This is a genomic window from Paenibacillus ferrarius, assembly GCF_002027705.1.
Lineage (GTDB): Bacteria > Bacillota > Bacilli > Paenibacillales > NBRC-103111 > Paenibacillus_E > Paenibacillus_E ferrarius.
Window position 1 is genome coordinate 17,794 of the sequence record NZ_MBTG01000044.1, and the last position, 22,164, is coordinate 39,957.

Annotated in this window: 14 protein-coding genes and 1 pseudogene; 4 read left to right on the forward strand and 11 right to left on the reverse strand. The window is 48.6% G+C overall.

Annotation, left to right across the window (positions count from 1 at the left end):
* Positions 1-59: 59 nt before the first annotated feature.
* Entirely contained in the window at positions 60-3,497 is a 3,438-nt protein-coding gene (locus tag BC351_RS32235; protein WP_079418792.1) for a galactose-binding domain-containing protein, read from the forward strand.
* A gap of 142 nt (positions 3,498-3,639) precedes the next feature.
* Here the strand turns inward: BC351_RS32235 and BC351_RS32240 are convergent, their stop codons facing one another.
* Positions 3,640-5,031, reverse strand: coding sequence for an MATE family efflux transporter (locus BC351_RS32240; protein ID WP_079418794.1), 1,392 nt, complete (start codon positions 5,029-5,031; stop codon positions 3,640-3,642).
* Between the two features lie 82 nt (positions 5,032-5,113).
* On the reverse strand, positions 5,114-5,395 hold the full coding sequence (locus BC351_RS32245) for a DUF3817 domain-containing protein (protein WP_079418796.1): 282 nt from the start codon (positions 5,393-5,395) through the stop codon (positions 5,114-5,116).
* Between the two features lie 180 nt (positions 5,396-5,575).
* Here BC351_RS32245 and BC351_RS32250 point away from each other — a divergent pair, with 180 nt between their 5' ends.
* Positions 5,576-5,956 (forward strand): ATPase, encoded by a 381-nt coding sequence (locus tag BC351_RS32250; RefSeq protein ID WP_079418798.1) that lies wholly within the window; start codon positions 5,576-5,578, stop codon positions 5,954-5,956.
* 130 nt (positions 5,957-6,086) lie between these two features.
* On the opposite strand, the gene BC351_RS32255 is transcribed toward BC351_RS32250, so the two are convergent.
* The 9 genes from BC351_RS32255 to BC351_RS32295 all read right to left on the reverse strand — a co-directional run bounded on the left by BC351_RS32255 (position 6,087) and on the right by BC351_RS32295 (position 20,141).
* Complete coding sequence (locus BC351_RS32255; RefSeq protein ID WP_079418800.1) at positions 6,087-7,232, reverse strand: cytochrome P450; 1,146 nt, start codon at positions 7,230-7,232, stop codon at positions 6,087-6,089.
* Positions 7,233-7,305: 73 nt separating this feature from the next.
* The gene (locus tag BC351_RS32260) at positions 7,306-7,875 is read right to left on the reverse strand and encodes a TetR/AcrR family transcriptional regulator (RefSeq protein WP_244209247.1); all 570 of its coding nucleotides are present in this window, start codon (positions 7,873-7,875) and stop codon (positions 7,306-7,308) included.
* 167 nt (positions 7,876-8,042) lie between these two features.
* Positions 8,043-10,004, reverse strand: a complete 1,962-nt coding sequence (locus BC351_RS32265) for a glycoside hydrolase family 15 protein (protein ID WP_079418818.1) — start codon at positions 10,002-10,004, stop codon at positions 8,043-8,045.
* Positions 10,005-10,225: 221 nt separating this feature from the next.
* A complete protein-coding gene (locus BC351_RS32270) occupies positions 10,226-13,297 on the reverse strand; it encodes a 1,4-alpha-glucan branching protein domain-containing protein (RefSeq protein ID WP_079418804.1) in 3,072 nt (1,023 codons plus the stop codon).
* Entirely contained in the window at positions 13,294-13,854 is a 561-nt protein-coding gene (locus tag BC351_RS32275; protein ID WP_079418806.1) for a DUF4912 domain-containing protein, read from the reverse strand. The genes BC351_RS32270 and BC351_RS32275 overlap by 4 nt, the downstream gene beginning before the upstream one ends.
* Before the next feature lie 121 nt (positions 13,855-13,975).
* Positions 13,976-14,197 carry a hypothetical protein gene (locus tag BC351_RS32280; RefSeq protein ID WP_244209248.1) on the reverse strand — a complete coding sequence of 74 codons (222 nt, stop codon included), beginning with the start codon at positions 14,195-14,197 and terminating at the stop codon, positions 13,976-13,978.
* Positions 14,198-14,273: 76 nt separating this feature from the next.
* On the reverse strand, positions 14,274-16,682 hold the full coding sequence (locus BC351_RS32285; protein ID WP_079418810.1) for a sugar phosphate nucleotidyltransferase: 2,409 nt from the start codon (positions 16,680-16,682) through the stop codon (positions 14,274-14,276).
* A 39-nt stretch (positions 16,683-16,721) separates the two neighbouring features.
* Positions 16,722-19,625 carry a 1,4-alpha-glucan branching protein domain-containing protein gene (locus BC351_RS32290; RefSeq protein ID WP_079418812.1) on the reverse strand — a complete coding sequence of 968 codons (2,904 nt, stop codon included), beginning with the start codon at positions 19,623-19,625 and terminating at the stop codon, positions 16,722-16,724.
* Positions 19,626-19,634: 9 nt separating this feature from the next.
* Positions 19,635-20,141, reverse strand: a complete 507-nt coding sequence (locus tag BC351_RS32295) for a DUF4912 domain-containing protein (RefSeq protein WP_079418814.1) — start codon at positions 20,139-20,141, stop codon at positions 19,635-19,637.
* A gap of 182 nt (positions 20,142-20,323) precedes the next feature.
* Here BC351_RS32295 and BC351_RS32300 point away from each other — a divergent pair, with 182 nt between their 5' ends.
* Positions 20,324-20,746: a hypothetical protein gene (locus BC351_RS32300; protein ID WP_079418816.1), complete on the forward strand. Its 423-nt coding sequence runs from the start codon at positions 20,324-20,326 to the stop codon at positions 20,744-20,746.
* Positions 20,747-20,958: 212 nt separating this feature from the next.
* Positions 20,959-22,115: pseudogene (locus BC351_RS32310) on the forward strand (IS3 family transposase).
* Positions 22,116-22,164 lie beyond the last annotated feature (49 nt).

A 22,164-nucleotide genomic window follows, 5' to 3' on the forward strand; every position in this document is an offset into this window, starting at 1 on the left:
GTTGCAATTCGCATGTATCCGATGTATTCACAACACACATCAACTTGGAGGTGCAAGGCATGTCTATCCGTAGAGCTTTTTGGAAAAATAAATCGTTCCTTATATGTACGCTTATTGCGGTAATCATTCTCACGCAGTTTATTGCTTCGGGCCATTCCTCAGCCGCTACGAATCTGGCTGCAGGCAAGGGAACTGCGGCAAGCGGCTATAATCAAAATTATGTTGCCAGAAATGTGACGGACGGCGATCAAGGGACTTATTGGGAGAGCAGCAATAATGCCTTTCCACAGTGGATTCGCGTTGATTTGGCAACTGTCAGTACAGTCAACCAGCTCGTCTTGAAGCTTCCTACCTCTAATTGGGGAACACGTACTCAAACTCTTTCTGTATTGGGCAGCACGGATGATGTGAACTACACGACAATTCAAGCTTCCCAAACGTATACTTTTGATGCCAACAGCGCTAATACCGTTACAATCAATTTAACAAGTTCCAATATTCGTTATATTAAACTAAACTTCACTGCCAACTCAGCTTGGCCAGCGGCACAATTGTCAGAGCTTGAGGTATATGGTACTACAGGCTCCACACCAACGCCAACGGCTACACCAACAGCCACACCAACGGCTACTCCGACGGCAACGCCAACAGCCACACCAACAGCCACTCCGACCCCAACACCAACGCCTTCACCTGGCACAGGTACGAATTTGGCTATCGGTAAAACGATTACCGGCTCGTCCTCGATTTTTACGTTCGTGCCCACGAATGCCAATGACGGCAGTGTGACAACGTACTGGGAAGGCAATGCCAACAGCTATCCGAATACATTATCGGTAAGCTTGGGGGCGAATGCCAACATTACTTCGATTGTATTGAAGCTGAACCCTGACGCAGCATGGGCGACGCGCACGCAAACCATTCAGGTTCTCGGTCATGATCAGTATTCGACGAGTTTTACGAACTTGGTCGCCGCCGCAGTTTACACATTCAACCCGGCAACCGGCAATACGGTGACGATTCCTGTCACGGCTACAGTCAGTGATGTGCAGTTGAAAATCACGACCAATTCCGGCTCAACAGGTGGGCAGGTTGCTGAATTTCAAGTCATTGGAACGCCAGCTCCTAATCCTGACTTAAGCATCACGAGCATGACTTGGACACCAGGTTCCCCGATTGAAACGGATGCGATTACCCTGACTTCTACGGTCAAAAATATCGGATCAGCGGCATCGGGCGCGACAACCGTTAATTTCTACTTAGGCACGACAGCGGTCGGATCAGCTCCGGTCGGCGCATTAGCCGCGGGTGCATCTGCGAATGTCTCCGTGAACATCGGCGCCAAGGATGCCGGGACGTACACGGTAACATCCAAAGTGGATGAAGCTAATGTCGTGATCGAACAGAATGAAGCGAACAACAGCTTCACGAGTGCTGTACCTTTGACGGTCAATCAGGTATCCAGCTCTGATTTGGTCGCGTCTGCGATCAGCTGGTCGCCTGGCAATCCAGCAGCAGGCAACACGGTCAGCTTCTCCGCAGCGATCAAAAACCAAGGGATCGCAGCCTCCGCAAGTGGAGCCCATACCGTAACGTTAACGCTTAAGGATGCAACGACGAACGCAGTTGTCAAAACAGCAACAGGCACATACACGGGCGTAATTGCTAGTGGTGCAACGACTAGTACCATCAATCTCGGAACATGGACAGCGGTGAATGGAAAATACAATCTCCAAGTTCAAGTTGCTGTTGACGGCAACGAACTGCCGGTGAAACAAGCCAATAACACAACGACACAATCCTTCTTCGTAGGACGCGGAGCGAATATGCCTTACGACATGTATGAAGCGGAGGATGGCGTCATTGGCGGCGGTGCGGCCATTGTTGGTCCGAACCGTACGATCGGCGACTTGGCCGGCGAAGCTTCAGGCCGTAAAGCGGTAACCTTGAACACAACCGGCAGCTATGTGCAATTCACGACCAAAGCGGACACCAATACGCTCGTGACACGCTTCTCTATTCCGGATGCACCTGGCGGCGACGGCCAATCGAATACATTGAACATTTATGTGAACGGTGTTTTCACCAAAGCAATCAACCTGACCTCCAAGTATGCTTGGTTGTATGGCTCCGAAACATCGCCTGGCAATTCCCCTGGCAGCGGGTCACCAAGACATATTTATGATGAAGCCAACATCATGTTCGATACAACCATTCCTGCTGGCAGCACAATTAAGCTGCAAAAGGATGCAGCGAATACGACGAATTATGCGATCGACTTTATTAATCTGGAGCAGGTAGCACCTATCGCTAATCCGGATCCGGCGAAGTATGTTATTCCTGCGGGCTTTACCCATCAAGACGTTCAAAATGCCTTGAACCAAGTTCGTATGGACACAACCGGTAATTTGGTAGGAGTTTATTTGCCAGCCGGAAACTATGAGACATCGAATAAGTTCCAAGTATATGGCAAATCAATCAAGGTCATTGGGGCAGGTCCATGGTATACGCGCTTCGTTGCACCACAAGGCCAATCGAATACTGATATTGGTTTCTCCGTAACTTCTACGGCTAATGGATCTACATTTGCCAACTTTGCTTACTTCGGAAACTATACATCGCGTATTGACGGTCCAGGCAAAGTGTTTGATTTGTCGAATGTCTCGAACATGACGATCGATAATATTTGGGTAGAGCATCAAGTGTGCTTCTACTGGGGTGCCAATACCGACTATATGACGATCAAAAATTCGCGGATTCGCGATACGTTCGCAGATGGTATCAACATGACGAATGGCAGTACGAATAATCTCGTTACGAATATTGAAGCTCGTTCTACTGGCGATGACAGCTTTGCTTTATTCTCTGCCATTGATGCTGGGGGAGCTGACGAGAAGGATAACATTTTTGAAAATCTGACTTCTCTTCTTACTTGGCGCGCGGCTGGCCTTGCCGTCTATGGCGGGTATGGCAACACGTTCAGAAATATTTATATTGCCGATACGCTATGCTATTCAGGCATCACAATTAGCTCCTTGGATTTCGGATATCCAATGAACGGATTTGGCGCATCCCCGACCACGAATCTGCAGAACATTTCTATTGTGCGTGCAGGCGGTCATTTCTGGGGCTCCCAAACGTTCCCGGCTATCTGGGTTTTCTCAGCCTCCAAGGTATTTCAAGGAATTCGCGTAAGTGACGTGGATATTATTGACCCTACGTACCACGGCATTATGTTCCAAACGAATTACAGTGGAAGCACAGCGCAAAATCCGGTTACAGATACGATCTTCACGAATGTTTCAATCTCGGGCGCTCAAAAGAGCGGCGATGCTTTTGATGCCAAATCGGGAGTCGCGATCTGGGCTAACGATATGCCGGAAGCGGGTCAAGGGCCAGCGGTTGGCACAGCGGTTTTCAATCATTTGACGTTAAGCAACAATGTGACAAATATCAAAAATACGACTTCAACGTTTACAATCACCGTTAATCCGTAAGGTCTAATCACAAGGCCGCTTATCCTGCCGAAAAGGCGGGGTGGGCGGCTTTTTACCTTGTGTGTGGGTTTGTCCGTTTTTACGAAAAAAACAGTCTGGGAGCCCATTGCTAGGCTCGGCAGACTGCTTTTGGATGGATTCTTTAAGCTTTGGTTGGCATCATTCGCGCTTTGCGCCAGTTGCCGAACTGATAGTACAGTACATTCAGAATAACCGCTACTGTGAAGCTGATCGGGAAGCTCCACCAAATCACATCGAACCCATAGGAGTGAGCCAAGACGGTAGCTAGTGGGATACGTACGATCAACAATGCGATGAAAGATACGATAAGCGGGAATATGACGGCTCCTGCGGATCGAACTACACCTGCGACGACATTGAAGATGCCAAAGATGACAAATGACCATAAGGTAATATTGTTAATATGGACGCCAATATCAATCGCTTTGCCTTCCGTTGGCAGGAAGAGCCCGACGACCTGACGGTTGAACAGATGTAGGATGACAACGATAATCCCCGTCATGATGATGTTCATGGCTACGCCTGACCATGTAATGCGGGTCACTCGATCCCATTTTCCGGCGCCAATGTTTTGGGCGGCCATCGAGGTAACGGCTCCGCCGATCGCCATTGCGGGCATCTGCACATAGCTCGATATTTGCGTCGCTACGCCGAATGCGGCTGTCGATTCGGAACCAAAGGAGTTGACCAAATGGATAAGAATCAAATTGCTTAGTGAAACAACAACCATATTTAATCCCATAGGCAGCCCTTTTTGAAACAGCGCGCGAATAATCGTGAAGTTCAGGCGAAGCAGGTGGGTATCCGATTTGGTGATCCGCAGAAAATATTTCTTTTGATACAGATACACAAGCAGCAGTACAAAGCTGATCAACTGCGCGATAAACGTAGCAACAGCCGAGCCGGCAATGCCCATTTTCGGAAAAGGTCCCATACCTTGAATGAGCAGCGGATTGAGGACAACGTCCAAAATAGCCGATAGCAGCAAGAAATAAAACGGTGTCTTGGCATCCCCAGAGCCGCGTAAAATGGCCATAATCAGGTTAAAGCCAAACATAAAAGGAACACCAGCAAAAATAATGCGCGTATACGTTACCGCGAGATCCTTCACATCCGCTGGAGTGTTCATCCAATCGAGAATGGTGGAAGAGAAAAGCAGTCCCAATAAAGCGACAATTAAGGAAAGAGTGAAAAAAAAGACGGCGCTAGTTCCGACGACTTTCTTGGCATCATCAACTCTTTTGGCCCCGAGATTCTGACCAATCATAATAACCGCGGCCATAGCAAATCCGAATATCGCACTGATCAGGAAAAACATAATCAGATTGGCATTGGACGTAGCGGCAAGTCCTTTTTCTCCCAGATACTTGCCTATCCATATAGCATTGATAGATCCATTCAGCGTCTGCAGCACGTTTCCAAATAGAATAGGCAATGAAAATAAAAATAATGTCTTCGCGATAGGACCTTCCGTTAAAGAAGGCCGTACCTTCTGCGTTGCGGCTTCACTCATGTCGATCTCCTTATCCTAACTAACGAAATAACAGCCTTTCGTTATTATACCAGTTTCCTTCGACATGCTGAAACTTTCTTCATTAACGAAGACGACGATCCAGCAGAAATGGACCAAAAGGGATAAAGGCGGCAATGAATGCAACAAACACGCGCCCAATGGACCAGCGATGAAGCAGTGTGACCCAAGCGAGCGATAAGAGGTAAAGGACGAATAGAGCGCCGTGCGCCATGCCTACATATAGGACAGCTTTCGGCATATCGAAGAAGTATTTTAACGGCATCGCGATGAGCAGTAAAATAAGAAAGGATGATCCTTCCGCCCAGCCGATATAACGCAAAGCATTTAAAGACTTTTTAAGCATAGTAAGCAACTCCTTAAATAAAGTAAATGCAATTAAAGTGTAGGAGAGAAATATGTATGGAGTATGAACAACGTATTTCAATTGTTTCAATTGGACACAAACTATCTTTTTTAGTACGATAGAACTAGTAAGCTTTCAATCTACTAAATAGGTAGCTTCATACAGATGGGAGGGACTCGTATGCTTCGTCTAGGTGAGAAAATCATCGTGATTGCCGATAGTTTAGAACAAAATCTGCCGATTGGCGGATATGGATATATTATTGCTTATGATCGAAATAACGATAACATCTTCGATTACGTCGTTCGTGTTCCTAGGGATAATAAACACTATTACGTGCCAGCTTCGGACATAGAACTGGAAGAAGTTCTTCTTCATCAGGAAGCAGACCAAATCGAGCGAGAAGCGCTGATTGATTTCGCATTGGCTACGAGGAATGAAGAGCTGTTTCGCAGAGTTATGAATGGCGGTTCCAGCGAGGAAGCGGATATCGAACGGGACAAAGAAGTTCAATCCACAGAAGATTTCATCAAACAAATCGGCCTGAAGGCCTGGATTTAATTGGGGAATTGGACAAAGGAGCTGTCCAAAACTTACATGGCCTGATGGCCGCCACCCAAATGTACTAGGCCTGTGAGCCTGTTTGTTCCATATTGGAACGGCAGGTCACAGGCCGATACTTTTTGTGGTCTTATTCATCGCCTAACATAATCGGCAATTGTTTGACGCCAAACATAATCCAGCTGTCTATCCGCTCCAAAGGCTGCGAGTGGTCGAGATGGAAATCAGGAAACCGTTTAAGCAGCGTCTGCATGGCAATTTTACTTTCCAAACGTGCTAATTGCGCTCCCAAACAGTAGTGAATGCCGTGACCAAAGGCGAGATGGGGATTCGGATTCCGGTGGATATTGAAGATTTCCGGATGCTCGAAGATGTCTTCATCATGGTTGGCCGAGCCAATCCAGATGTTGACCATTTGTCCAGGAGTCAGTATCTCCCCTCGCAGAACCGTTGTCTTCGTTACCGTTCTTATCATCGTTTGAACAGGTGAACAGTAGCGAAGAACCTCCTCAAGCGCTTGCGGGAGCAAGCTGTTATCCGCTATGAGTTGTGCCTTTGCATCTGCATGGCCATCGAAGAGAAGCATAGCTGAAGAAATCAAATTGGTTGTGGTTTCATTTCCCGCTACAAGCAGCAGGATGCAGAAACCGATCACTTCCACATCGCTTAATTGTACTCCTTCTCCGTTCGCGCGCACAAGATTGCTAATCAAATCCTCCTGAGGCTCCGCCCGCCGCCTATTGGCAATTTCGCTGAAATAGACACTCATCTCTTGCTGACATTGATAATACCCATCGGTGTCGTTCCCAACCAGCGCATCCGACCATGCTTTGAAACGCTCACGATCTTCCGGTGGAATGCCCAGCATTTCGGCAATTACGGTAATTGGCAGAGGGCTCGCATAATCATGCAGACCATCGACCTTGGCGTTCATTTCCATCTGGTCGCATAACGCTTCCGCTATCGCCTCAATCTTAGCTGTCAGTCCTTGGATAATTCGAGGGGTGAAAGCTTGAGAAACAAGCATCCGCAACTGCCGATGTTTGGGCGGATCCTGTCTCAGAATACTCGACTCAATGGGATCATTCACGGATTCTACCCCTTGCGAAGAAAACAGGTCGTGACGAGTGAAAATCGTTTTGACATCTTCGTATTTAAAAACATTCCATGCTGTTTTCTGTTTATTTAACGACACCGGAGAGGAATTGCGCATTTCATTAAAATAAGACAATGGAATCAGTTCGTTTGAGACGGAAGCTGAATTTTCCCAATTCATTCACATCACCATGCTCTCATTTGATTTTCGCTTTAACTGACTGGTCAGTACAATGAAGTTAAAAAAAGGTGAATTACTCACCTGCAGTCATAAACAACCCCGATGTAATGATTGTGTAGAAGAATCGTTCCATATGATCACGAGACAATTCATGCGTATTGCTCATAAAATAATTAGCTGCGCTGTCGAGCATCCCGACAATGCCTGCTGCGGCTAACTGGCAGTTAACATCGCGCAGCACGCCCTCTTGCTTGCCTTCTTCCAAAACCTCAGCAAGAAAATGAATGTAGTCAATTCTCAGCTTTTTCAATTCTTCCAGCACTTCCTGGTCGATCCCATTGGATAATTCATTAAAAACAATATGAGCTAAGCCGCTGGACTCCAAAAAGAGATCGAGATTGTGCCTGACAATTCTTCGAATTTGTTCTTCGAGGGTGAGATCAGCCTGAAGATCGGCGCGGATTTTATCGATAACCTCCTGGAAACCTTGGACAACAAGTGTTTTAAACAACTGGGCTTTACCCGGAAAGTGATAGTAGAGAGTTCCTTTGGCCACATTGGCTCTCAGGGCGATTTCGTCCATGCTTGCCCGATGGTAACCGTTTTCTGAAAATACGTCAACCGCAGCATGGATAATTTTCACTTTACTCAATGAAGATTCTCCTTTCGTAGCGATATATAACTGACTAGTCAGTACAAATGTATTGTAACATATTGGTAAAAGGAGAGTCAATACAGGTGATAGAAGGTTTGGCAGCATGAAAAAAACCTCCCGAAATGAACAAATGTTCAATTCCGAGAGGTTCATAGTTACTTCGACAGCTGTTTGTACTTATTCAAGTACTTCACAACAGTAAGCACGTAAGTCGCGTGAGACCAAGTGAGTGGAGCAACGGAAACCGGATCGCCAGTGAAAGGATCGAGCTGCTCCGAGAGCACGCCGCTTTCCATCGCATGTTCGACAACCCATTCAAGCGTTTGGCGCGGGGCTTCGAGTTCAGCCAACGTTTTGGCGTATTCGATTTCCCATTCGGCGATCCAGAGGGTACAGATGATCCATGGATTGCCCGGTACATTCTCAATATCCGTTGAGCGTTGGAAGTAATAATCATGATGATAGCGGGCAGAGCCTCCAACTTCGGTTTTGATCGTAAGACCGGCTTTATTCGCTCGCATCGTGCCAACGACCCGCTCGTCATCCGCAGGCAGCACGCCGAACTCGAAGATGCCGTAGACCGAGCTCTCGAGCGTCATATCTTTGACCCATTCGCCATCCTCCATGTACAAGCCGCGAACGAAACGACCTTCTTTTTCGTCCCACAGATGCTTGAGGATGCCGGATTTGATTTTCTCCGCGGTATGCTTGTAGCGGTTGCTTCGCTCTTCGTCACCAAACAAGTTGCTGAAGTTGGAAGCTGCGATTAGTCCGCCATACACGGCAGAAGCGGTGAACGTATAGATACCGTAACGCTCTTCCCACAGATCGTAACTCGGCTTCGGCAAGTTCAGCTCCTGATCAATGTACGTGGACATGAAGCGAGCCGCGCGGCGAATGAGGTTGCGATACAGGGATTGCGCAAATTCAAGGCTTCCATTTTTCTGGAAATCCTGCCATAGAGCAAACAATACCAACGCCGTCTCATCTTCTTGAATCGGAAGCTGCACACGTCCCGAATGAATATAAGGATGCCAACTGGAGCCTACGGTACCATCCGGATTGTATTTATGATGCAGATACCCTTCAGGAGACAGCACGTTCGCGCAGAAATTAAAGAAGGGAATAATCATGCCCTGGTAGCCAGCCATGGACATGGAGTAGGCGATTAAAGCGCCGTCCCGCGGCCACATATAGCTGTAATGGTCACGGTTGCTCTGCATAATGTCGGAATCATTGGCCGCGATGATCGCGCCGTTCACATCGGTTTGCGTCCGGACAAGCAGCAGACTTTGTTTGAAGAGGCGCTGGACATCCACATTCAAATCGAAATAATCGCGCTCAATTTTGTTGGCCCACCGTTGCCAGTAGACGGTTACACGGTCCAAAAGCTTCCCAGGATGACTGTCTTTGACATAAGCATCAAGCTTCTTAACTTCCTCCAGATTCTTGCCTGCTCCCATCCAATAATAAAGCGTTTGGCTGGCGTTAGGAGGTACGAATAAGCGGAAGGAAATCGTGCTGTCGACAGAGCCTTGGGCAATGGCATTCCCCATGAGATGGCCGTCTTCCGCATCACGCCACGTGCCCTCAGCGTTATAGAACCTTTTGACACCGGTAGAATATTGATAAATGCCTTCTGTTCCCGTGCTGCCGTTGAACATAAAATAGCGGTCTTTTTTATAATGGAATACGGTATTGGTTAAGGGATAGTAGGCGGCTGTATCTCCGACTTCAGTCTCATTGATAAGCAAATCCTGATTGAAGAACATTCTTACTTCACGAACCGTGCTTTTGTGATTCGTAATTTGAATGCGTTTCAAGTAAATATCTTCACGTTGGTGCACACCATCATTCATGAGGAGTGTGACTCCAAGACCTGGATGCGTGGCTGTCACTTCGGTGACTAGTGAATCTTCGACATAGCCAAGTTTGAACTGCCATTCTGGGGCATTCAACCAAGCGAAGTCACCATCTACCCAAATACCTACGCGGCATTGGTAGCCACCAATATGGTTAAGCTGGCCTACGAAAGGATAATACAGATCTCGCATGTAGGAATGTTGATCGAGGTTAATAAGAAATTTACCGTTTCCGATGACCAGATGTCTAGGCAATACAATCACTTCCCCACTCGTTTGTTTGATCGCGAATTCAGAACCCGTCCTTGAGGTGCCCATTAATGGGATATCGCGTCTCTCGCAATGCAATTGCTAGGACTTCGTTAGCACAGGGCTTGCCAATAGGTTACCTAATTATTACCAAGGAATCAATGATTCTTTGAAAAAATTCTGAAAATTTAGACTGGTCACGCTTACAATTGGCATAGTTCTCCATATTATTTGATTATTTCCTTCTGATGCCGGAATATACCTGTTTCCTGGTCGTGAAGGAAAATCAATTTGCTATAAACCTCAATTGTCAAAGTGCTGATGAGTTCCCAGTTATAAATGGAGCTGACTCTGCTTAGTGCGTCACTTGTCAGCTTGGCTGCAGTCATGGGGTCCTGCAAGAGGCTGACAATTGCCATGGCGAGGGCAGGAGCGTCTCCCGGCTTCACTTTACAACCGTTGATCGAATGATCGACAATCTCTGCAAGTCCACCTGTATCAGAGACAATAACCGGCGTGCCGCTGGCCATAGCTTCTAAAGCAACCAGACCAAAGGGCTCATAGAGACTTGGAAAAATGCAGAGCTCTGCCTTGTGCAAAAGCAGGTTTTTGTCGGTTTCCTCCAGAAAACCAACGAAGCTGACGCGGTCTCCGAGGGAGGCTGCCAGTTGTTGAAGCCCCTCTAGTTCAGGCCCAGAGCCTGCGATCACGAGTTTAGCTTGCGGAAAACGTTTGAGTACGAGGCGCATGGCCGAAATAAGGATATGTACGCCCTTTTCATAAACAAGCCGCCCCAGAAAAACAAGAATTGGCGATTCGCCGCCAAGCAATACGTCAGATAGAAGCGGGTTCGTTGCCAAAAGAGTATCCGCAGGGATGAGAAAAGGCATTACCCCATTGGGGATAGCACTTATTTTATGCTCTGGAACTTGAAAGAGGTCTATAACTTCCTGCTGCATATATAAACTGCATACAATAAGATGATCAGCCCTATTGGCTAGTTTGTTTTCTAGGAGATGGATTCGTTGTTGAACGTGCGTTTCCAATTTCCCTTGATTTCGACCATGTTCAGTAGCATGAATGGTTGCGATCAATGGGAGCTGAAGTGTTGTTTTACATTCATTTGCTGCGTAAAAGACCAGCCAATCATGCGCATGGATGAGATCGAACTGCAGGCCTTGCCCGGATAACCGAGTTATCGTTTGAAGGAAGGCTATATTCATTTGAAAAACCCAATCCAGGAAATGCACACTGCCAATGGATTCCAGCACTTCAGCACGATGAATATGCACGCCATCCGAATAGGCATAAGGAACGCAGTCCGTCGTCAGACAGGTGATGACATGCACCTCATGACCGGAACGAGCAAGCTGTCTGGATAAATCGCATACGGCTCTCGCCAAGCCGCCAATCACATGCGGCGGATATTCCCATGCTAGCATCAGAATACGCAAGGAGGATGCTGGGTGTGTATCCATGATCGACAAGCGAGAAGAAGATGAAGCTTTAAGCGATGTAAGGCTGAAAGAGCTGCTTGGAAAACTGTGGAGCGGGCTTATATGCTCTGCCGATCTATTTAAAGAGCTGTCTATAGAGACAACTGGCGGGCTTGGTTGGAATGCTTGGTAGTTGAGTTCGGGCAAAAAGGGCGATTTCCGCTCCAAGGCAATGACGATTTCGGAAAGAGCTGGATCTGAGGCTTCATCTTCTACCAGCTGCAGCAATTGGTGAAGATGGGCCAAATGGGTTTCGATACGATTCGCCGCGTATTCGGTCACGGTCTGGGCGTCCAGGATGAACGTCCAGTCGCTGCTTTGCGCGAGCATAAGCTCTCGCGCTGCTTGGTTTAGTGCCCGAAGCTGCATCTTTGGCAGCAGCTTCGGGGCAGGGTGCTTCTGCGCAGCAAGCACCAGGCGATCCTCCGCTGCGTGCAGCTGCGGATGGACCCACTGGCTGCGCGGCTGCAGCCAGACCTCGGCATAGCCGCCGCGGCCCCAGCTCGACACGGGAAGCTTCGCTTCCGTGGTCGGCGCATGGGCGGCGGCGTAGCCGCCAAGCGTAGTCGTAGACACGACTACGCCCTGATCCTGCGCGGCGGCGAGCCCGCGCAGCACAGCCTCCAGCCACTGGTGGCCTTCGTACCACCAGTGCCCGAACAGCTCGGCATCGTATGGGCATACGATGACCGGCGGCTGCGCAGGCTGCGCTTCGCGGCCTGCTGCCGTCAGAGCCGCGCGAGCGAGGCGGCTCAGCTGCGCCACCCGGCTGGCGACGAAATGCTCAGCATGCTGCTGAGCTTTCTGTGCGGCACGCGCCGGGCGGTAGGGCTCTTTGGCGTCGCCGGCGGCTGCGTCGGTGACGCGGAAGTACTTGAAGCCCGTATGAATGCGTGCGCCGTCCGGCAGCACATAGGGCTTCAAGTACTCCCACTCGGCCCCGCCGGAGCGGCCGAGATCATAGCCGATATCGCGATAATATTCGCGGTAGTCGGCGTCGCTTGGGTATCCCACCTCGGCGCTCCAGACCTGGGCACCAGCTTCAAGATCCCGCGCGAAGGCACAAGCGCCGCTTTGCGTCCGCAAGGGTACGCAGAGCCCCGAAGTCTGCTGCTGCGCTTCGCTGTCCATCTGCTCTACTGCCAGTGCATGCGCATGAGCGTCAACGACGAAGTAGCGCAGATTCAGTGCCTGCAGGTGGGGTTCAATCGCAGGGGTATAGCCGCACTCCGGCAGCCAGATGCCAGCCGGAGCTGATCCGAAATGCCGCCGGAATTCCTGAACGGCGGCTTCCAGCTGCGCGCGCAGAGCGGCATCGTTCTTGATCAATGGCAAGAACGCATGCGTCGCGGCGCACGTTATTAACTCTAAGCAGCCTGAGCTTCTAAGGCTGCGGAATTTACGGATCAGATCGCCGCGAAGACGATCGTACAGTGTCAGAAGCCGATGATAGTGATCGGCATACTGTCTGGCCGTCCCGCTGAAATCGGCATGGCCCCACAGGCGAATCACTTCTCGCTGCGAAAGCTCACAAAGTGATTCCAGATGCTTGCGAAGCCGTTGCTGAAGGGTTGAATCTGCCAGCATGGCGAGCAGCGGAGGAGAAAGCGACAAGGTGAGTTGAAAGGGGATGTCCTCTTCCAGAAGACGATCCATCATTTCGATCAAAGGCAGGTAGCTGTCAACGACCGCTTCGAAAAACCAGCGTTCTTCCAAGGTAATGTCGTCCTTCTCATGACGAATATAGGGAATATGGGCATGCAAAAGGAAAGCAACATAGCCGTGTACGTGGGGGTTGCTCAATCTGTATCGCCTCCGGATTCCGTATCTGCCGCGTATGCGCTTTTCGGTGTATAGACCGAATAAGCAGAGAAATACTCACAAGTCGTTGTATGGCTTAGCTTCAAGGAAACAGGGGCAAGCTTGTATGTTTCTAGCTGCTCTTGGTTCAGCGTGCCAGTGGAATCTTCCTTGCTCGTAAGGCTATAAGGTGTCTGAACGGTATTGGAACGAAGAAGAGAGAGAAACTGGCCAAGCTCGTTGACGATGCCAAGGTCTGCGTAGCAGCTTTGGCCCGGGAGAACCCCGCTAAGAAAGCAAGAATTTCCTTCAGGAAGCGGCAGCTGGGAAATGTGCCTGTCTCTCTGTGAATCATCGCCTTCTTGCTCAGGGGCAGCGTATATGCGCAAGGTTGGTTGAAGTGCCTTCCACTGGGCACTGAAGTGTTCGTGGATCAGTCTGGCCGTTCTTGTTGATAGCTGCCAATAGGCAAACAGAACAGATGGAGATTGGACAAGCAGCTGAAGTGTATCCCGATCAAATGATTCAGTAGAGAGAGCTTGGGTAGGAATCGGACTCACCTTTTCTCAGGAAAGTAGTGGGAATAAGCAGCATGGACCTTTGAGCAGTATTGTAGCATATGCAGAATACAAACGAAAAATCTCCTCCTTATGGAAAAGGGGGAGATCACGAGTACATCCTTTACTTGGCAGGGTGTTGGCCGTGCTGGCCTTCCATGTACCAGGCTTCTGTCAGTCTCATTAAGGAGTCATACCGATTTATTGAGGTGAAGATCAGCTGATATTCATCTTGCTTTACATTCGTATAAGAAGCCTTAAATCCGGTATGATATTGCACGGTCATACTGGAGGATTGATCGTCATACTGTACAAAAGCGATCTGCCTGGAAACGCTTGGAATCATATTCACGCTGCTCTCCCCTTCATCTTAAGACTTTGGAAAACCGTATCGGAACTATCGTATCTGTACATAGGTATGCTTATTGAAGAACATTTAGAATGTGTTCACGGTAGGAGTGGACAAGCTGCTCGGCCAGCTCAGGCGCTGTAGATTGCGCAACCAGCTGAAAGACGGGATCATCGCTATCCGGCAGCAGCAGGATCCAACCGTTCTCGTGATAAAACTTAATGCCATCAACCAAGTCGACACGTGTATCCTTCGTTCGTTCCATCATTCTCCGCATGACGGCACCCTTGGAGTCCCAAGGGCAGTCAATTCGTTCGCGATGAAGGTAGGGCGTTGGGAATAAGGCCAGCAGCTCGGAGAGCGGCAGACCCGTTCGATCCAATTGCAGGACGACGAGTCCAATGGCAAAAAGGGCATCATGCAGCGGATGCAACATCGCCCCATGTGTAACCTCCAGAAGGGCACGCGCGCCCTCCTTTGTCCGAATAATAGTGCCGCCGAGCCCTTCGGCTATGCTTTCCAGCAGCTCAGGGGCACTGACTGGGGCGCCAATGGCTGATCCCGGACGGCTGTGCAAATAGCACAGATAGAGGAAAATGGTTTGCAAGTCGCTGTTTACCGCCGTTCCTTGCTCTGTTATAAGCTGCATGCTTCGTCCGTCATCGTGGATACGAAGTCCAAGATGTGCACCCGACAGTGGGATAAAGTGTTGAAGCGGCTCCTGTGTGCTGGCCGAGGTCACATGAATGGCTTCAATCCCGAGCTTGGCGAAAAAAGGGACGAGATAAGGCTGCAGCCAAGAGCTTGCCTCAACGACAACCCGCATAGGAGACGAAGGCAAGTCATTTCTCTCATCGGTGATTTCTTGCGCGAGCGCGGCAATATACGTTTGAAACCAGTGTGTTTCGTCTTCGTAGGTGCCAATCGCCTTCATGGAAGCCCGGCTGAAGTCTTCCTGCCAAAAGCTGTTCTCCACCTTCCGCTCAAGGGATTTGGGAATCGGCAATCCTCCCGCGTCCAAACAAGATAAGCAGCAAGACTCGTTATCGTTGCCTGACCAATCCAGATGAATGCCGCCTGCGGCACCCAAGTGGCGAATGGCAAAACAAGCCGCTGGTGCGAAGCAATCGCCCAAATCAATGACATTCGTGCCAACCGATTGCAAGCTGGCGGTTAGTGTTCGTTTCAATAGCTGCGTGAAGGGATGAGGCGCACAGCTAACAGTCATTGTTTTACCCGCAGCAAGGGTTGCCCCGTAAGCCGTGGCGAATTTGGCGATGAGTTCCGGTGTTAAATCAAGATTGGGAACGCCGCTTACCCCATGCGTCTTGAATAACGTCTTCGTTGCGTGATCTCCCCAGATATAAGAAGTATGAAGACGGGTTTTTTCACGAATTTGTTTGTAGGGCCAGATTTTCACATTCGGCTCAACTCGGCTGTTGGCACCAAGAACAACATGGTTGCCAATCACGGAACCATCCCCCAAATAGGAGGATTCTTTACTAACAATCCGACTTGTTAATGTAGAACCGGCTAATTCGTTGTAAGGGGCGATATGATTATGGTCCCATAAGATGCTGCGGGTTAGTTTGCTGCCTTTGGAAAGTCGGTTGTTTTGCCCAATAATGCAGTATTCCCCGAGCTCCACCTCATCCTCCAGAATACTCCCTTTACCGATAAAAGCGGGGCCGGATACTAGCGCCGACGCGCTGATTTCCACACCTTCCGCCAAATAAACCTGGGGTCGGATTTGCGTACCCTCGATACGCAGCTGGACTTTCCCTTCGAGCATATCAAATTGGGTTTGGCGATATTGCTGGAGATTGCCGATATCCATCCAATAGCCAGGGCTGATGTATCCATACAGACTGTTTTTCTCCTGAAGCAATTCAGGGAACAGCTGCCCGCTGAAATCGAACTCCACGCCGGGTGGAACACGTTCCAGTATCTCAGGCTCCAGAATGTATATGCCGGTATTTACGGTATCGCTGAATACTTCCCCCCAGCTTGGTTTCTCAAGGAAACGTGTAATCGAACCATGTTCATCGGTCATCACGACACCATACTCCAGAGGATGGCTAACACGTGTAAGAACTAAAGTAGCCTTAGCTTGTTTCTCTCTATGAAAAGCAAGGGCATGCTGCAGGTTGAAATCCGTCAGCGCATCACCGCTAATAACAATGAAAGTTTCGTCCAGAAATTCGCGGGCCTGTTTCACGCTTCCGGCTGTACCGAGCGGACTCGTTTCTTCGAAATAATGGAGATTGACACCAAAGGCTTGCCCATCGCCGAAATAGTCGCGGATTACGTCAGGTTTATACTGCATGGTCACGGCGATATCTTGAATGCCATTCCCTTGGAGCAGTTCAATAATATAGGCCATGCAGGGCCTTCCAAGAAGAGGCACCATGGGCTTGGGGAGATGGCAAGTAAGGGGACGCAGCCGCGTTCCTTTACCTCCGGCCATAATAACAGCCTTCATTGGGATGACCTCCTTCGCATATCTTGTATATGGTTGTGATTAAACCGTTACAATGGCCTGAGTCGCAGGCTGGTAATGGGTTAGCTTGAGGTACTCCAGCTGGATATTAGCGGCAATATGGCCCCATTGATAGTGCTCTTGAAGCAGCTGGTAAGCACTGTCTGCCATGCGGCGCGCATGCTGAGGCTGCAGCAGTATTTCGGCAATGTGCCAGGCTAACGAATCGACATGGCCAGGGAGCGCTTTAAAACCATCTACGCCATGACGAATAATTTCAGCTAAACCGCCGGTATCCGAAAGTACAAGTGGCTTCTTATGCGCCATCGCTTCCAAGGCGACAATGCCAAAGGGCTCATACAAGCTGGGAATTACACAAACATCCGCCGCTTGATAGAGCTGTTCCCGGTAGGTATCACTTACGAAACCGGTAAATAAGACGCGATCTCCATACTGCGCAGCCTTGGCTCGAAGCTCGCCTTCCATCGGTCCGGAGCCGGCAATAATGAGCTTCGCTTGCGGAAGCTGCGAGAGAATGGCGGGCATGGCATCCAACAAGATTTGAATGCCTTTTTCGTACACCAGCCTGCCAATGTAGAAGATGGCTTTATCTTGCTTCGCCACTTCCGCAGGCCGACCTAGCTTGGCTTCGCTGGGCAAAATTTCAATACCGTTCGGATGGACGCTTATTTTATCGTAGGGAAGACTGAATATACGTCCAACTTCTTCTTTCATATAGGAGCTGCAGACAAATACTCGGCTGGCCTCGTACGTCAGTTTCCACTCCATTTGATGAATTTTGTTCTGGAGATCCGTGTAGAGATTGCCTTGGTTTCTGCCCCATTCGGTCGCATGAATCGTGGCGATTAAGGGAAGTCCGTAGCTGGCTTTAATTTCTCTTGCCGTGTGATAAACCATCCAGTCATGGGCATGCAGGAGATCCATTCGGCCGCCATTTTCCCGCCACCTGACCAAGTGATCAATCATCGCCAGATTCATTTCAAAGGTCCAGTGATAGAAGTGAGTATCACCGGAATGATCAACCGCAAGCCTATGTACATAAACACCATTCCGTTTTTCAAAAGCAGGCGCCCCTTGTACCGATGTGGTGATGACATGAACGATTTCTCCGCGAGCTGCCAAAGCTTCGGATAGCTCATGAACGGCGCGGGACAAGCCGCCTACCTGTTTGGGCGGGTATTCCCACGCGAGCATAAATACGTTTGGCCGGTGCTTTGTTTCTGCAAGGCATGTTTCCCAATCGGCCAAGCTTGGAATAATAGGGATAGGGGAAAGCTTTTGTATACGGATATAATCGCTATAATCAATCGCTGGCAAGCAGTTGTTGCTCCCCTCCAGAGCAGCTAGGAAGCTATTCTCCACAGCCTCTTGATCTATCTGATCACAGAGCTGATGAAAGCTGCCGAGATGCTGTTTCGTTCGGCGAATGGCATAATCCAGCACGGTTTGGGAGTCCATAATGAACGCCCAATCGCTGCTTTGGGCCAGCATGAGCTCTCTTGCGGCTTGATTCAAGGCTCTCTTGAGCATACCGGGCTGCAATTTGCCGTGGCGGGCCAGATGTTCATGTTTCGTTGCCAGCTGAATCATACGTTCCTCAGCTTGATGCAGGTGATGATAAATCCAATCGTTGGTTCCATTCAGCCAAACTTCGGCCGAATGGTTGCGGCCCCAGCTGGATTCGTTTAATTTGCCGACATCAGCGAGGGGATATTCCTCCAAATACTCGCTAGGCGTTATCATTTTGACGGTAATCTGATCGTGAAACATTTTCCGGCAAAGCTGCTCAAGAAAGCTAGGACCTTCGTACCACCAATGACCGAAAAGCTCCGCATCATAGGGCGATACCATGATCGGCTTGCGATCCAGCCAGTGATACCAATGCTGAGCTTGCTTCTGACGTTTCGCCAGAAAATCTGCGGCGTGTTCGGCTGTTTTAGCCAAGGCGATATCCGGATTATAGGGCTCTTTCTGATTGCCTTTGCCTGTAATGCGATAATATTTAATTCCTGTGTTCACCCGCTCGCGGGTTGGTAGAACATGGGGCTGAATATGCGCCCATTCTTCTGGATCCTGCCAGCCGAGATCCCAGCCAATGTCACGATAGTACTCGCGATACTGATAATCTCCCGGGTAGCCATGCTCGGCACTCCATACTTGACTGGTTGATTCAGGGTCGCGAGGAAAAGCCGTTACGCCATAAGGTGTCAGGAGCGGAGCGACCAATTCCCGGTTAGGCTGGGGAGAAGCGAAAGCGACCGCTGTGGAATCCGTGAAAAAGTAGCAAATGCCGGCTTGCTTCAGAATACGGTCCAGTCCAAGGGTATAGCCGCACTCTGGCAGCCAAATCCCACGTGGCTTCTGAGCGAAATGGCGTTCATAATCCCGAACAGCCGTCATAATTTGAGCGCGTATGGCTTCCTCCGTTTTCATAAGAGGCAGAAAGCCGTGCGTCGCGGCGCAGGTCACGATTTCGATAAGTCCAAGATCTTGATATTGCTTGAAGGCAGGGATGAGCTCCCCGTGATAGCGTTCATACAGCTGCTGCAGTTCCCGGAACCGCTTCGCGTATTGCTTGGCTAGCGCTAGGAAGGTTGGATTCTTAGCCAGTCGTGCCTGTTCCGCATCTGCTAAAGCGATAAGCTTAGTCAGATAAGCGCGATATCTCATCTGCATGAGCGGGTCGCTTAACAGGGACAAGAGCGTAGGTGTCATGGAGAGAGTTAGGCGGAAATCAATCTGATCTTCAGCGAGATGATTCATAACTTCCAATAAGGGTAAATACGTTTCAGTCATCGCTTCATAGAACCATCGCTCTTCCAGAACATCTTCTTGATGCTGATGACGAATGAAGGGAAGGTGGGCATGTAAAACAAGGGCTAAATACCCTTTGAGCTCGGGCTTCTGCTTGATGCGGTTGATCAAAGGATATGTTCACCTCATGTAAGGAGTATAGGTTTGAATATTTTCGAAGAAGCTTGGCCGGATGCGCTGAGAGACCTGCTCTGCCTGCGCCTCGGGAACGACCGTTTGAAGCGGTTCTCCCCATACGGCTTCGGAGTCTCTGGGCGTTACGATACAGTTGGAACGAAGCAGAGGAATGTATTCATGCTCCCACGTGTACGTTCCCATATCTGCGAGATAAGTTCGATTGGCCTTCAGTCCATGAAGATACCAATTGGTTGCTTCCGGTGTAGTGACAACATCCCAATAGGCGTGTGCATTTCCGCCATCGAAATACATATGAGTGACATCGTACAGGCGAATGACCTTGGGCATGTCTCCATAGTCACACTCAAAATGCTGAGATAAAAGCCATCTTCGCCTATCGCTAATTTCCCAGTACACATAGAGCGAATCAGCACTTACTGCCATAAGATGGAGTAAGTCCTTATGATAGCGGTCAGGAACCTCGAATTCCGCAGTAGTTATAGCTTCCAAGGTGATTCCTCTTTTCTGACTATTGCTGTTTCATGAGAGCTTTTGATGATAAAAGCATTCGCCTTTAGGCAGAAAAATATGCGCGGATTGCTAAAATCTAGCTGTCGATTAAAAAAGGAATTTCACACTTTTATGGCGAATATATTGAGTAAATCCGGGTAAACAAACAAGGAGGGATATCCATGAGCTTTTGTTGTGGAGCCAGTATGATTGGAACGAAAGGTACACTAAAGCATATTCGTACACAAATTCACAATGTGCCCATTCTCTTCTGCCCGGTATGTCACCGTATTGAGGTTCACTATTTGGTAGAGAACGAATACGAGATCTTAGCGGAATATGCCCATGGCGATGGAGCGGCAGAGGTTGATTTCCTTGAATATGTCGATGGCAAAGATCATTTGCTGCATGACAATTGTGTGAATCATGAAGGCGAAGAGCCTTTGGATATCGTACGCAGTCAGATTGACATGGCGCTCGATTTGCTGGGAGTTGCTAAGACCATTGGCGATGCCGAGTGGGAAGATCAGCTGAAGAAACGTTTGAAAATGCTGAGCGTACGTCGCGATAAGCTGAAAAACAAAAAAACCTCCAAAAACACGTAGAGGTTTCTAAGATAGAAAAGATTCAACTGAACAAAAACCGCTGAACCTCGGGCGGGAACTATGTTCCCTTAATCATCAGCGAAACAGCCATTTGGCTAGTCAGACGGAACTATGGTACGCTATTTCGTCTAGTTTGAAGTTAGACTATTTCGTAGACACACCTTAAGGAACAACCTTTATAATATAGATATTAAATAAGGTCGAGGTGTGGCATGGGATCACAACGTGAAAGTTATGATGAGGAATTTAAACGCAAGACAGTTGAACACATGGAGTCTGCTAATAAGAGACCAATTGAAATTTCTAAGGAATTAAATATTCCTAAAAGTACCCTAAGTCGGTGGATTAAACAGTACGGCAGTAGAACTGTAGAATCTCAGTCTCAGGTGTTTGTAGACTATGAACGAATGAAGAAGTTGGAGCAAAGCATCCTCGAATTAAAAGAGGAAAATGAGATTTTAAAAAAGGCGATGCACTTCTTCACAAAGGACCCGTGCTGATTTATTCGTTTATTTATAAACACCGCTTCCAGTACCGGGTCGAGAAGATGTGCACCGTTTTAGAAGTCTCACGAAGCGGATATTACAAATGGATTAAGAGGGAACCTAGTGCTCGTGAAAAGCGCTTAAAAGCGCTAGATCGGAAGATAAGAAGACTGTTTAATCACTTTAAAAAACGCGCAGGAAGTCCGACGATTACAGCCGTATTAAGAAAAAATGGGACTGCGGTTTCTTCCAAAACGGTCAGTCGGCGTATGAAGGAAATGGGATTGAAGTCAATAACCGTAAGGAAAGTAACGGCTACGACGAATTCTAAACATGACTTGCCTGTGTTCGAAAATGTGTTAAATCGTCAGTTTACTGTGCTAGCGCCGAATAAAGCTTGGGTAACGGATATCACTTACATCCAGACGGGCGAGGGCTGGTTGTATTTGGCAAGCGTAATGGATTTGTACTCTCGCAGAATTGTAGGATTTTCAATGGGAGCTCGAATGACAAGGGAGCTCGTTTTAGACGCGCTAGAGAAGGCATATAAGCGTCGCAAGCCTGAGCCAGGATTAATTCATCACTCTGATCGTGGCTCTCAATACGCTAGTCATGACTACCGCGCAAAGTTACAAGAGTACAAAATGATTGGCAGCATGAGCCGTAAAGGAAATTGCTATGATAACGCTTGTATCGAGTCCTTCCATAGCACGTTGAAAAAAGAATTTGTGTACCAAACAAAATTTAAGACCCGTAAACAAGCCATGAGAGAACTCTATGCTTACATTGAGTTTGACTATAATCGACTACGACCACATTCTACTCTAGGATACGAGACGGCTCATCATTTCGAACAAATTTACTACAGAAATCAGGCTGTCTAATGCCGTGGTTGTTCCTTAATTTTGTGTCTACGCTATTGACAGAAGTACA

Bases quoted from the DNA above. Each gene is read 5' to 3' on its own strand.
- BC351_RS32235 (WP_079418792.1), top strand. From the start codon at position 60: ATGTCTATCCGTAGAGCTTTTTGGAAAAATAAATCGTTCCTTATATGT.
- BC351_RS32240 (WP_079418794.1), bottom strand. From the start codon at position 5,031: ATGAGTGAAGCCGCAACGCAGAAGGTACGGCCTTCTTTAACGGAAGGT.
- BC351_RS32245 (WP_079418796.1), bottom strand. From the start codon at position 5,395: ATGCTTAAAAAGTCTTTAAATGCTTTGCGTTATATCGGCTGGGCGGAA.
- BC351_RS32250 (WP_079418798.1), top strand. From the start codon at position 5,576: ATGCTTCGTCTAGGTGAGAAAATCATCGTGATTGCCGATAGTTTAGAA.
- BC351_RS32255 (WP_079418800.1), bottom strand. From the start codon at position 7,232: ATGAATTGGGAAAATTCAGCTTCCGTCTCAAACGAACTGATTCCATTG.
- BC351_RS32280 (WP_244209248.1), bottom strand. From the start codon at position 14,197: ATGATTCCAAGCGTTTCCAGGCAGATCGCTTTTGTACAGTATGACGAT.
- BC351_RS32285 (WP_079418810.1), bottom strand. From the start codon at position 16,682: ATGAAGGCTGTTATTATGGCCGGAGGTAAAGGAACGCGGCTGCGTCCC.
- BC351_RS32300 (WP_079418816.1), top strand. From the start codon at position 20,324: ATGAGCTTTTGTTGTGGAGCCAGTATGATTGGAACGAAAGGTACACTA.